At 63.4% G+C, this 12,715-nt stretch carries 13 protein-coding genes and 1 tRNA gene; 9 read left to right on the forward strand and 5 right to left on the reverse strand.

The features are described from left to right. Positions 1-46: 46 nt before the first annotated feature. On the forward strand, positions 47-358 hold the full coding sequence (locus B9Y86_RS10970) for a hypothetical protein (RefSeq protein WP_085485913.1): 312 nt from the start codon (positions 47-49) through the stop codon (positions 356-358). An 18-nt stretch (positions 359-376) separates the two neighbouring features. Here B9Y86_RS10970 and def read toward each other — a convergent pair whose 3' ends face one another. Then, on the reverse strand, positions 377-943 hold the full coding sequence (gene def / locus B9Y86_RS10975) for a peptide deformylase (protein WP_085485915.1): 567 nt from the start codon (positions 941-943) through the stop codon (positions 377-379). Positions 944-985: 42 nt separating this feature from the next. Here def and B9Y86_RS10980 point away from each other — a divergent pair, with 42 nt between their 5' ends. The 7 genes from B9Y86_RS10980 (at position 986) to B9Y86_RS11010 (ending at position 8,692) form a co-directional block, all read left to right on the forward strand. Continuing rightward, positions 986-1,903 carry a DMT family transporter gene (locus tag B9Y86_RS10980; RefSeq protein ID WP_085485917.1) on the forward strand — a complete coding sequence of 306 codons (918 nt, stop codon included), beginning with the start codon at positions 986-988 and terminating at the stop codon, positions 1,901-1,903. Positions 1,904-1,972: 69 nt separating this feature from the next. Beyond that, a complete protein-coding gene (locus B9Y86_RS10985) occupies positions 1,973-3,232 on the forward strand; it encodes a glycosyltransferase (protein ID WP_425319472.1) in 1,260 nt (419 codons plus the stop codon). A gap of 55 nt (positions 3,233-3,287) precedes the next feature. Next, positions 3,288-3,361, forward strand: a tRNA-Ile gene (locus tag B9Y86_RS10990). A gap of 89 nt (positions 3,362-3,450) precedes the next feature. Next, the gene (locus B9Y86_RS10995; RefSeq protein ID WP_085485919.1) at positions 3,451-3,975 is read left to right on the forward strand and encodes a hypothetical protein; all 525 of its coding nucleotides are present in this window, start codon (positions 3,451-3,453) and stop codon (positions 3,973-3,975) included. Positions 3,976-4,142: 167 nt separating this feature from the next. Next, positions 4,143-5,075 (forward strand): AAA family ATPase, encoded by a 933-nt coding sequence (locus B9Y86_RS11000; RefSeq protein ID WP_085486357.1) that lies wholly within the window; start codon positions 4,143-4,145, stop codon positions 5,073-5,075. Positions 5,076-5,117: 42 nt separating this feature from the next. Continuing rightward, on the forward strand, positions 5,118-6,407 hold the full coding sequence (locus B9Y86_RS11005; RefSeq protein ID WP_176223339.1) for a DUF58 domain-containing protein: 1,290 nt from the start codon (positions 5,118-5,120) through the stop codon (positions 6,405-6,407). Then, positions 6,404-8,692, forward strand: a complete 2,289-nt coding sequence (locus B9Y86_RS11010; RefSeq protein ID WP_176223340.1) for a transglutaminase TgpA family protein — start codon at positions 6,404-6,406, stop codon at positions 8,690-8,692. Before B9Y86_RS11005 ends, B9Y86_RS11010 begins: the two co-directional genes overlap by 4 nt. On the opposite strand, the gene B9Y86_RS11015 is transcribed toward B9Y86_RS11010, so the two are convergent. Further along, a complete protein-coding gene (locus B9Y86_RS11015; protein WP_085485925.1) occupies positions 8,689-9,240 on the reverse strand; it encodes a PadR family transcriptional regulator in 552 nt (183 codons plus the stop codon). The genes B9Y86_RS11010 and B9Y86_RS11015 overlap by 4 nt on opposite strands. 206 nt (positions 9,241-9,446) lie before the next feature. Between B9Y86_RS11015 and B9Y86_RS11020 the strand changes: the two genes are divergently transcribed. After that, positions 9,447-9,950 (forward strand): DUF3145 domain-containing protein, encoded by a 504-nt coding sequence (locus B9Y86_RS11020; RefSeq protein ID WP_085485927.1) that lies wholly within the window; start codon positions 9,447-9,449, stop codon positions 9,948-9,950. Between the two features lie 72 nt (positions 9,951-10,022). Here B9Y86_RS11020 and B9Y86_RS11025 read toward each other — a convergent pair whose 3' ends face one another. The 3 genes from B9Y86_RS11025 to B9Y86_RS11035 form a co-directional block, all read right to left on the reverse strand. Beyond that, entirely contained in the window at positions 10,023-11,261 is a 1,239-nt protein-coding gene (locus B9Y86_RS11025; protein WP_085485929.1) for a beta-ketoacyl-[acyl-carrier-protein] synthase family protein, read from the reverse strand. A gap of 105 nt (positions 11,262-11,366) precedes the next feature. After that, on the reverse strand, positions 11,367-11,615 hold the full coding sequence (locus B9Y86_RS11030) for an acyl carrier protein (protein WP_044438497.1): 249 nt from the start codon (positions 11,613-11,615) through the stop codon (positions 11,367-11,369). A gap of 65 nt (positions 11,616-11,680) precedes the next feature. Then, complete coding sequence (locus B9Y86_RS11035) at positions 11,681-12,688, reverse strand: beta-ketoacyl-ACP synthase III (RefSeq protein ID WP_085485931.1); 1,008 nt, start codon at positions 12,686-12,688, stop codon at positions 11,681-11,683. Between the last annotated feature and the right edge of the window lie 27 nt (positions 12,689-12,715).

The following is a 12,715-nucleotide window of genomic DNA, read 5'->3' on the forward strand; positions in this document are numbered from 1 at the left end:
CCCCTGGTGGCCTTTTTTCGTTCCCGATCGGTCATAAAATGGAACGATGAGTGATCCCTCCGCGCCGACCGTGTTCGAGAATCCGATCATGCTGCGGCGGCGAGCGCGAGGCTTCATGGCCGCCGCCATCATCGCCTGGGTCGTCGTCCTCCTCGTGCTTCTCGGATCGCTCGCCGGTTCGATGATCGCAACACGCTTCAGCGGCCAGGTCAATGGAGCCGAGATCCTCGGCCGGATCATCGCCCTCGTACTGATGCTCACGGTGCCGACCGTGCTCGGTGTTCTTTTCACCGTTCGAAGCTCGAGACTCTACAAGCGGGCGGCCGTCGTCGAGCTCCGCGAAGCATCGTCGTACTGAACCGACTCGTCGGCTCGGTTACGCGTCGAGGTCGTCGACCCCGGGCATCCAGCTGCTGCCGGGCTCGGTCCAGCCTCGCTTTCGGGCGATCTTGGCCGCGCGCCGACCATAGATGAACTCGAGACGGTCGACGTAGAGGATGCCGTTGAGGTGGTCGAATTCGTGTTGGAAGATGCGGGCGAGCCAACCCGAGGCCGCTATTTCGAATGGCTTCTGGTCGAGGTCGACGGCACGCAACAGCGCATCTGCCGACCGCACGAGAGGAAAGCGCTCACCGGGGAACGAGAGACAGCCCTCGGCGTCCGAGTCCTCGTCGCTCTCGACGACGGGCGGCGGGCTGATGAGCAGAACCGGGTTGATCGCGACACCTCGGTGTTCCACGTCGTAGTCATCGGTCCACCCGTAGGTGAAGAGCCGGAGTGGCACACCGACTTGCGGCCCTGCCAGACCGACGCCGGGCGCGGCATCCATCGTCTCGAACATATCGGCGACCAGTTGACGCAGGGTGTCATCGAAGACGGTGACATCAGATGCGGGGGAGTGGAGAACGGGATCTCCGGAGATACGAATCGGGAGAACAGCCATTCGCTAAGCCTATCGGCGCGATCGTCAGGGTAATCTCGGGGGGTGCCTCCCGAACTCACCGACATTCAGGACCAGTTCGCTCTCGATCCGGCTCAGTTCATCGGAATTCCTATTGCGATCGTCGGCGCGGTCTTCTTGAGCCTGGGCGCACAGTTCCAATCTCGCGGTGTCGCCAAGGTCGAGGCGAACACCAATCTCTCCGGTTCGAGCGGCCTGAATCTCGCGCAACTCTGGTCTCTACTCTCGCGTCCCTCGTGGGTCTTCGGCACTCTGATGCTCGGGCTCGCCGTCGTATTCCAGCTCACGAGCCTCGGCTTCTCACCGATCATCGTCGTGCAGCCTCTCGGAGTCGTCGCCCTCGTGATGACGGCTTTCCTCAACGCCAGACTCAGCAAGGTCAATCTCGACCGCAAGTCGATTCTGTCGATCGTGCTCTGCGTGGGAGGCGTCTTCCTCTTCGTCGTGCTTGCGGCGTTCACCGCTCGGGATCGCCCGATCACGGAGGTGCAACTCACCGTGATCCTCGTGATCCTGGCCGTCGTTCTGTTGGTCTTCGGCGCGGGTTTCATCGTGTTCCGTCGCAAGGTGCGCGCGATCGGTTACATCATCGGTGCGGGTGTGCTCTACGGCTTCGTCGCCACGCTCGCCAAAGTCGTGATCAAGCGCTTCCAGCAGGGCGACTTCGAATGGCTCACGCTGATCTGCGTGGCCGGGCTGGTCGCCGCGTTCGCACTCGGCGGGTATTTCGTGCAGACGGCCTATTCGTCTGGGCCACCCGACCTCGTGGTCGCCGGCCTCACCGTCGTCGATCCACTCATCGCCGTGGGAATCGGCATCATCGTGCTCGGTGAGGCCGCCCAGGCGCCGTGGTGGGCGATGATCGGTTACGTCATCACCGGCCTCATCGCCATCGTCGGAGTCTTCGGCCTGGCCCGATACCACCCGCAAATCGAACGCTAAGGTAGTTTGTCCTCTTAGCGCCTTTCGGTCGCCCGCTTTTTCCCTATCTCCCAACAGAAGGTTCATTTCGTGTCAGATTCCTCCGACCCACGTCCCGCCTCGGCGGAGGTGCCGTCGACGGCTTCCTCCGAGCATCGCCTGCGTATCGTGATCGGTGCCGACACTTTCTCTCCCGATGTGAACGGATCGGCCCGATTCTCCGAACGTCTGGCTTCGGGTATGGCCTCGCGAGGTCACGACGTGCACGTCGTCGCACCGGCAGCGTCGAAAAAGCATGGCACCTGGACCGAGACCTACGACGGTCACGACATCACGGTGCATCGACTGCGCAGCTGGCGTTGGTACCCGCATGACTGGCTGCGGTTCGCGCTGCCCTGGGTGATCAACCAGAACAGCGCGAAGATCCTCGACGCTGTCAAACCAGACGTGGTCCACTTCCAGTCGCACATCGTCGTAGGACGTGGGCTGTCGATCGAAGCCGAGAAACGCAACATCCGCATCGTCGGCACCAACCACTTCATGCCCGAGAACCTGCTGGAGTTCACGCTGCTGCCCAAGTCATGGCAGGACTGGGCCGTCGGGCTCGCATGGAAGGCGGCGAAGCGCACCTTCGGACGGGCCAGCGCGATCACGACCCCCACAAGACGAGCTGCGGAATTCCTGGAGAAGTCCACAGGGCTCAGCAACGTCTACGCGATCTCGTGTGGAATCAACGCCGACAACTACACGCCCGATTTCACCGTTCGCCCGAAGAACCGCATCCTGTTCGTCGGGCGCGTCACGGGCGAGAAGCAGATCGATGTCCTCCTGAAGGCGATGACCCTGCTTCCTTCCGACCTCGACGCACAGCTCGAGATCGTCGGTGGCGGCGATCTGAAGAAGACCCTCGAAGCGATGGCCGTCACGCTCGGCATCGCCGACAGGGTCACTTTCACCGGATACGTCACCGAGCAGGAACTGCGGGATGCCTACACGCGCGCCACCGTGTTCGCCATGCCCTCGATCGCCGAGTTGCAGAGCATCGCGACGATGGAAGCGATGGCGTCTGGCCTGCCGGTTGTCGCGGCCGACGCGATGGCCTTGCCGCATCTTGTTCACGACGGCGAGAACGGACACCTGTTCGCTCCCGGTGACGCCCAGCAGATGGCCGACCGCCTCGCCGATATCCTCACGCTGCCGCAAGACGAGCTCGACGCGTTCAAGAATGCTTCGCTTCGGCTCATCGCAGTCCACGACATCCAGCGCACACTCACCACATTCGAGAAGCTCTACCGAGGTGAGGTCGTCACAGACCCGCTCATCGTCTCGCCGAGTGCTTCGCACGAATAGCGGTAATGTGGTGAGTCGGCATCCGGCCTGAGATCATCAGAATCAGATGCCGCGAGGGGCGTTAGCTCAGCCGGTTAGAGCAGCGGACTCATAATCCGTCGGTCGTGGGTTCAAGTCCCACACGCCCTACCCCTTAAGTCACGGCGCGCCGCTCAGGTTTTCGCAAGTGCAGTGCAAGCGTTAGAGTCAAATTCAGCCACGCGCCGGGGAGGAGCCTCGTGTTCAGTTCGTTCGAGATTCGCATCCCCGCACCGATTCCCCGTGCTCTGCAATCACCGATGCCGGCATCCGTGACCTACATCAGCACCTACAGACTTCTCGACCCCGAGACGCCGAGTCTCACCATCGGCATCGGCATCGCCAATGCGAACTACTGGGTCATCGATGGCGAGCTGAAGTACCGCTACTTCTCAGACAGCGACAAGACCCTCCGCAATTGCCCGTGGGATGCCAAGACCGACTTCGATCTCGTGGCGTGGGCACAGGGTGTCTTCCGAGATGGAGAAGACTACGGCCCGTCGTTCGCGGTGCATCTGCAGGCAGCCCAGGCCGCCTACAGGCGAGGTGCGTCGAGTTACTTTCCGGTCGAAGAGGGACTTGTGACGACCGCGCTTATCGACCATCCCGATCTCGGTGAAGTGCAGATTCGAGACGACATGGTGATGTTGTTCACCGAATGGCTCACAGACCCGGACGAGGGCGCTAAGTACCTGAGCATCGGGCATCCGGCTCACCGCTCGTAACACGAGCGCTGATTCGCGGCAGTCAGGACGGATCACTCGATTTCGGCGGTTAGAATCGAGCGAAACGAGGGAGTTTCCTGTTGCCCGATTCGATCACCCAGTCCCGCTCACGTGCCGCCGCCCCCGATATCGATCTCGACGAGTTCGATCGGCTTTCTCGTGCGATCATGGGCAACCTCGAAGCGGTCATCAATGGTAAGACCGACGTCGCCACGTTGTCGCTGATCGTTCTTCTGGCTGAAGGGCACCTGCTCGTCGAAGATGTTCCCGGTGTCGGCAAGACCACCCTGGCGAAGGCTCTAGCCCGCTCGGTCAGCGCATCGGTCAGTCGTATCCAGTTCACTCCCGACCTGCTGCCCTCAGATGTGACGGGCGTCTCCATCTTCAATCAGCAGGCCAATCGGTTCGAGTTCAAGCCGGGCGCCGTATTCGCCAACATCGTCATCGCCGACGAGATCAACAGGGCTTCGCCGAAAACGCAGTCGGCCCTCCTCGAATGCATGGAGGAGAGACAGGTTTCTGTCGACGGCGTGACCCATCTTCTCGAGACGCCCTTCAGCGTCGTCGCGACACAGAACCCCATCGAGATGGAGGGGACCTTCGCTTTGCCCGAGGCCCAACGCGACCGATTCATGGCTCGGATCTCGATGGGCTACCCCGATGCCGAAGCTGAACTCGCCATGCTGCACAACCGTGAGCTGCAGAGCCCGCTCGACGACATCGAAGCCGTTGTCGACCGTGAGGAGCTTCAGGCGATGACTCGCTGCGCCCGCGAAGTGTTCGTCTCTCGGGCAGTCGAACAGTATGTCGTGAACATCGCGCAGGCGACTCGGCGTGATCCAGAAGTTCGCCTGGGAGTCAGCCCTCGTGCCACGCTGCATCTCGTTCGCGCGGCGAAGGTCGCCGCTGCGCTCGAAGGGCGCGATTTCGTTCTTCCCGACGATATCGACGCACTGGTGATCCCCGTGCTGGGGCACCGCATCGTTCCCACCCGCAAATCGGTGAGCGACCACCGCAGTGGGGTCGATGCGATCGAGGAGATCCTCACGAGGATCGTGCAGGCGACGCCGGTACCGCTCGTCGCGGCGCGGTCTCTCTGACCGATGTCAGCTCGCACGCACCTTCTTCACCGAGGCACGCGGTTGCCGACTCTCACTCTGCGGGGCTGGGGATTCCTGGCAGCGTCTGTCGTTCTCTTCGTTCTCGCGCCGATTCTGGGCCAACGAGAAATTGCATTCGCTGCCTCCGCCTCATTGACACTGCCCCTGCTGTCGTTCGCGCTCGTCGCCGCGCGCCGGCCTAAGCTCACCGTCGTGCGGCGGTTCTCGCCGGAGACAGCCAGCGCGGGCACCGATTGCGAGGTCATTCTCTCCATTCAGAACTGGGGCTTCGCACCGACCCCGGCGGCGCTCTGGTACGACGACGCGGTCGCACCTCTGAAGCGCAGCTCTGTCGCCACCCTCCCCGCGTTGCCCTCGTTCCGCGCACTCGAGACAGACAGACCACGAGTGACGACCGTGCGATACCTGATCGAGTCCCCGCGACGGGGTGTGCACTCTGTGGGTCCGTTCTGGGTCAGGTTCGGCGACCCTTTCGGTCTTGCCACGCGACGATTCTCGGTGGGCGCAACCGATAGCATCACGGTCACGCCCGAAGTAGAGACTCTCTCTCGGGGGTCGTTCCGGCTCCCGAGCGGCGACGGACAGGCGATGCAATCTCGACGCCCCTCCGCGAGCGGCGAACAAGACGTGATCGCGCGCAAGTATCAGACCGGTGACAGTATCCGACGAGTGCACTGGCCAGCGACGGCGCGGCACTCGGAACTCATGGTGAGACAGGACGACCAGCACAGCGATCACGAGGCGGTCGTCGTGCTCGACAATCGTCTCGACAGTTTCGTGCATATCCGGCGTGGGCGATCCGACAAGGCACAGTCGGACACGTTCGAGTGGGCGGTGTCAATGGCGGTCTCGATAGGCCTACATCTCCTTCATGAGGGCTACCGCACGGTGTTCGTCGAATCACACGATCCTGCACCACCGCATTCGAATGAGCGTGCATCCGACGGACCGGACGAGCTGCTTCTCCGGGGCGCTCACGCTCGACTCGGCCCCGAGCATCCGCCGCTTGCCGTTAGCGACATCGTCGCGGATGCCGGACGGGTGTCGGGTGAGCTTCCTCCTCTTTTCGCGGTGCTGGGAGATATCGATGATCAATCGCTCGACGCGCTGACACGGGCAGCATCGGCGAGTTCGTCGGCACTGGCATTCGTCGTTCACGATGCGCCGAAGGTCTCTGCCGAATCCGCACCTGAGTGGGCACAGCAACTGTGTGAACGTCTCACACAGTCCGGATGGACGACTCGACTTGTCTCGCCCATGGACACACCGTCATCAGTCTGGGAACCAGACACCGCGAGGATCGCCCGATGACCACCCGCACACGAACCGACCGTCGCCAACGGCAACGCGGCTCGTGGATGGTCTCGCTTGCCACCCTGATGACGATCGGGATACCGCTCGCGGGCTTGGCGCCGATCATCCAGGGCGCCGACTGGTGGTTTGCAGCGATGGCCATGTCCACCGCGTGCATCGCCGCATCCTGGGTCGTTCGGGCCAGCGGCTTGCGACCGGCGCTGGGAGTGGTTGCGGCCTTCATGGTGTGGGTCCTCGCCAGCCAATGGTTTTTCGCACCCGGCACGGCGATCGCCGGCATCATTCCCACACCGGCGACCATCGACACACTCGTGGCGGGCTTCATCGATGCTGGGGGCCAGATTCAAGTACAGACGATCCCGGCAGACCCTGTCGCGTCGCTCATCCAATTGATCTGCATGGCCTGCGGGCTTGTTGCCGTCGTTGCAGACGCGGCCATCATCGCTCGGTTTCCTGCCTTCGTCGGGCTTCTTGCGCTGGTGCTCTTCGCGATGCCCTCGGCTGTTCAGGCGCGTGATGTCGACGTCGTTCGGTTCATCGCGACGACGGCTTCGTTCCTCCTGTTGCTGTGGATTGCCGCGAGAGTCGACGGGAGTACGAGGTCGCAGCACCGTAGCGCGAGCCGCGCCGGACGTGCCCCTGCTACAGCGTTGGCCCTGGGAGCCGCGGCCGTCGCGTGTGCACTCATCATTCCGTCTGCTACACCTGGGCTGACCGCTCAAGCCTTCGCCGATTCACGAAATACCGGAAGCCTGCCGTCTGTCTATGGCGCTGGCATCGACCCCGTGATCCAGCTCGGACGCGATCTCCGACGAACGACTCCCATCGTTTCGCTCCGCTATTCGACAACGGCCGACAAGCCGCTTTATCTCAAGATGGTCGACCTGACAGACTTCTCGACCGGATCGTGGCAGCCGAGTGAGAACTCCGATGGGTTGTTCGAGCAGCTGTCCCGTCCTAGCGGCTTGGCCGACGATGTAGAGCGCTCGACGGTGAACACCGAGGTGTCGATCGAGGGGTTGAGGAGCGAATGGTTGCCCCTTCCGTACCCGGCGACCACGCTCAGCAACGCCGGTCAAGGCTGGACTGCTGACCCTGAGACGGGCGTTGTCACTCTTCCCGACAGCCGCAACGACAGCAGGGGAGATGACTACTCGGTAGAGAGTCTTGCACTCACTCCCTCGGCGGAGCAGTTGGCGTCGGCGGGAACGACAGTGCCGACCGAACTGAGCCCTCTGCTGCAGCTCCCTCCCGATCTGCCGGCGATCGTGTCCGACGTCGCCAACAACGTCACCGCCGGTGCCACGACGAACTACGACCGTGCGGTCGCTCTGCAGTCCTACTTCACGTCGGGCAAGTTCACCTACTCGGTCGATACGCCCGTGGAAGAATCATTCGACGGCAGCAATGCCGAAGCGCTGGCGGCCTTCCTCGAAGTGAAGAGCGGCTATTGCGTACATTTCGCCGCGTCGATGGCCACGATGGCGCGCGTACTCGGAATACCGTCGCGCATCGCAATTGGCTACTTTCCGAGTTCGGCCGCGTCTAGCTATGTCGACGGCGAACCGCAATACGAGGTACTGACGGATCAGCTGCACTCCTGGCCTGAGTTGTATTTCGAGGGCATCGGTTGGCTGCCGTTCGAGCCGACACCGGGCCTGGGTATCTCGGTTCCTGCTTATTCGCTGCCGGCGTTTGCCGAGAAGTCGGCGCAATCCGAGGCACCCACGCCCCAGACCTCAGAAGTGACTCCCACGACGCAAGCTAAAGAGAAAGCAGACCCTACAACGCAGTCGAACGCGGGGGAGACCCGATCTCTCGCTCAGGCGCGAGGGTGGTTGACCGCCTTGGCCGTTGCGGCGGGGGTGTGCCTCGCGGGTCTGATCCCGGCTTTCGTCAGAATGTGGCGACGGCGACGCTTGATGACATCGATCGAACGTTCGGGGAATCCTGCGACTCGGGCATGGTGGGAGCTTCAGGACTTCGCCCGCGATTTCGGAATCGAGGTGAGTGGGGGAGACACTCCCGCCATGTTCGCTCAACGACTGCTGTCGCTTCGGCGAATACCACATGCCGACGTGGAGTCGCTGCGCAGGGCTGTCGAGCAGGAACAGTTCGCCGAGAGTCGCGGGGCGCCTGCCGGAGCACTCGAGCGGGCAGCGATCAGAGCCGCGCTGGTCTCGATCGAGAAAGCCATAAGCGACGAGGCGGAACAGTCCGTGCGCCGACGGGCCCGGTTGCTTCCCGCCTCGCTCTTCGTGCGCTCCGAGAGGACTTCCTAGATATCTTCTCGTCGCGGCCGACGGCCTCGTCGGGGACGAAAGCTGCCAAGCGGACGCGCGCAGTCGACTCGCGCCAGCACATCCTGCACCTCATCGAGCCACGCGATGGCAGCGGTCGACAGGATCTCGCCGCTTCTGAGCCCCAGTTCATCGAGAGGTCCGTCAATGCTGTCGGCCGGAGGAGTGCGGCTCTCATGCAGCTGTCGATACGCGTCGATGAGCGCGCCGATGGGGGCGTCGGGAAGAGACGCGACGAGAAGCACATGGCCCACGAAATCAGTCCACCCTGCCCGGGTGTCGGGCTCGGTCAGCCAGGTGGCGACCTCAGCGCGACCCCGCTTGGTGAGCGTGTAGAGGGGCAACCCGTCACCGGTCATGCCGTCGTTGACCACAGACCCTTGCGACTGGAGTCTGTCGAGGGTCGAGTAGATCTGCCCGACGTTGATGGCACCGACCCTGTGCATTCGCGTTTCGACCTCGCCGTGCACCTGAGAGCCATAGGCCGGGCCAAGGCTCAACACCGCGAGGATTCCCGACCTCACCGACATAACGCACTCCAACGCAATAATTGTCTACTCAGTATGTCGGAGGCACGTAGGCACCGAGAGTCGGCTCGCCGCGCGCGAGTGCGGCAATTCATCTGGTACTACGCAGCGAGGTCGTGCATAATGCAAGAACAACTTCATAACAGTGCCGCCGCAGTTCCATTTCACAGGTCGTTGGGGAAGACGTACCTCACGAAATGGAGAAAACAATGGTGGCACCCGTCGCACACGGAATGATCTTCGTTCATTCCGCCCCTCGCGCGCTCTGCCCCCACGTCGAGTGGGCCGCAGGTCGCGCTATTGGTCGTGCCGTCAATTTCACCTGGCGTGAGCAGCCTGTTCTCCGCGGTTCCCAACGCACAGAGTTCTACTGGGAGGGACCAGCAGGAACGGGTGCGGCCATCGCCTCCGCACTTCGAGGCTGGGAGCACCTTCGTTTCGAGGTGACCGAGGATCCCGCCGCCGGCTCTGATGGCGGGCGTTGGATCCACACCCCCGACCTCGGCATCTTCTACGCGCAGACCGACAGCGCGGGCAACACCGTCATACCGGAGGACCGCATTCGTGCGGCCATGGAGAATGCCGGCACCGACGCGCTCGAGCTGCACCGTGAACTCCGCCTGGCCTTAGGACAGGCATGGGACGACGAGCTGGAACCCTTCCGCCACGAGAGCGACTTCTCGCCCGTGGTGTGGCTCCACTCCGTCGGTTAAATAGTTCGGTCCCCTTGCCTCGACCGACACAGTCGGATGAGGCAAAGGGACCGAACGACAACCGTTCGCGCGTCAGACCGTTTTGAAGGCCACGACCGCGTTGTGGCCACCGAAGCCGAATGAGTTGCTGATAGCCACGAGGTCGCCGTCCGGCAATGTGCGCGGGGCAGTGACCACGTCCATATCGATCTCAGGGTCTTGTTCGGTGAGGTTGATCGTGGGCGGTGCCGTGCGCTCGTGCAGCGCCAGAATTGTGAAGATCGCCTCGATTCCGCCGGCGCCACCGAGAAGGTGGCCGGTGGATGCCTTGGTCGCCGAGACAGGGATGCCCGCAAGCGAGTCACCGAACACGTGACGGAGCGCCTTGAATTCGGCGATATCGCCGACGGGGGTCGACGTCGCGTGGGCATTGATGTGCGCGACGTCGGACAGCGAGTACCCGAATCCCTCGACCGCTGCGATCATCGCGCGGGCCGCGGCCGATCCTTCGGGATCAGGAGCGGTGATGTGATACGCGTCGCTGGTGACGGCGCCGCCGACGACCTCGGCGTAGATGCGTGCGCCGCGGGCCAGAGCGTGTTCTTCGGTCTCGAGAACGATGGCCGCTCCGCCTTCACCCAGCACGAAGCCGTCTCGGGTGACGTCGTAGGGACGTGAGGCCGTGGCCGGGTCATCGTTGCGCTTGGAGAGGGCCTGCATCGCCGCAAACGATGCGATGGGAAGAGGGTGGATCGCCGCCTCCGAACCGCCCGCGATGATGATGTCTGCATAACCGGCTTGCAGGTGGTCGTAAGCGTTCGCGATCGACTCGGTGCTGGATGCGCAGGCAGAGACGACCGTGCGGGCGCCGGCACGCGCGCCCAGACTCATCTCGATGGCAGCTGCGGGCCCGTTGGGCATCAGCATAGGAACAGTCATGGGCAGGACTCGGCGGGGACCACGCTCGCGCAGAGTGTCCCAGGCGTCGAGCAGCGTCCAGACGCCGCCGATTCCCGTCGCCCAGTCGACGCCGAAACGCTCGGGCACGACCTCGGGCGAGCCCGCGTCAGCCCAGGCCTCCCGTGCCGCGGTGAGCGCGAACTGGCTCGACGGGTCGAGGCGCTTGGTCTCGATACGCTCGAGCACCTCGCTCGAGGGGACTTTCGCCTGCGCGGCGAACGTGATGGGGATCTCCCACTTGGCGACCCACTCCTGCTCGAGGGTGGTGGCACCTGATGCTCCTGAGAGCAGCGCTGCCCACGTGTCGCGGGCGTTGCCGCCGAGGGGGGAGGTCGCACCGATTCCGGTGACGACGATTCGTTTGGAACTCATGGAAAAACTCTCTAGCACGTGGTCAATCGTGGGCAGTATTCGGTGCGTGGACGACGGGCCCGGGCGTGATGCCCGGGCCTGTCGTCTGCGCTGCGGCGGGGAGTGTTAGTCCTGTGCCGCGACGATGAACGTGACGGCGTCTCCGACGGTCTTGAGGTTCTTGACCTCTTCGTCGGGGATCTTCACGTCGAACTTCTCTTCAGCGTTGACGACGATCGTCATCATGGAGATCGAATCGATGTCCAGGTCGTCGGTGAACGACTTGTCCATCTCGACCGTGTCGGTGGCGATACCGGTCTCGTCGTTGATGAGTTCGGCCAGGCCGGCCAGCACTTCTTCGGTGGACAATGCCATTGTGTTTCTCCTTGAGGGTTGAATTGACCGTCACTTAGTTTAGGTCAGGCGGTACGACTTGATGACTAAGGCAGCACGACGACTTGCGCGCCGAACACCAGACCGGCGCCGAAACCGATCTGCAGTGCGAGTCCGCCGGAGAGCTCGGGGTTCTCCTCCAGCAGTCGGTGGGTTGCGAGAGGGATGGACGCTGCCGAGGTGTTTCCCGTGGTCGCGATGTCGCGAGCGATGGCCACCGACTCCGGGAGCTTCAGCTGCTTCGCGAACTCGTCGACGATCCGCATGTTCGCCTGATGGGGGATGAAGGCTGCAAGATCCGCGCTCGTGATGCCCGCGGCATCCAATGCACGCTGAGCGACCTTCGCCATTTCCCAGACGGCCCAGCGGAACACGGTGGCGCCTTCTTGGCGCATGGTCGGCCACACGTCTATCTCGCCGTCGCGGTACTGCGCGTGGGTTCCGGTCATGTAGATCGTGTCCCACTTCGAGCCGTCGGAACCCCAGATGCTGGGGGAGATGCCGGCGAAGTCGCTGGGGCCCACGATGGCGGCACCCGCGCCGTCACCGAGAAGGAAGGAGATGGACCGGTCTGCCGGGTCGATGAACTCGGAGAGCTTCTCAGCGCCGACGACGAGCACGTACTCGGCGAGGCCGGAACGGATCAGCGAGTCGGCCTGGGCGATGCCGTAGGTGTACCCGGCGCACGCGGCCTCGATGTCGTACGCGGCGGCGGGGTTCGCTCCGACGCGCTCGGCCAGCAGCGACGAGATCGACGGCGTGACGACGGGGTTGCTGATAGTCGCGACGATCACTGCGCCGATCTGCTGCGGATCGATGCCCGCCCGCTGGATGGCCTCGAGGGAGGCCGTCGTCGCGAGGTCGACAGCGAGCACGTCCTTGCCGGCGCGTCGACGCTCGATGATGCCCGTGCGCTGCCTGATCCATTCGTCGGAGGAGTCGATCGGGCCGACGAGGTCGTCGTTCGGAACGACGTTCTCGCCGCGCGCGGCGCCGACACTGTGGATGCGCGTGAACTCGCTTCCGCGATTCTGCTTGAGCGGGGCATGCTTCATAGGAGTCTCCGGATGGGTCGAATCGGG

The organism is Agreia pratensis, assembly GCF_900177685.1.
GTDB lineage: Bacteria > Actinomycetota > Actinomycetes > Actinomycetales > Microbacteriaceae > Agreia > Agreia pratensis.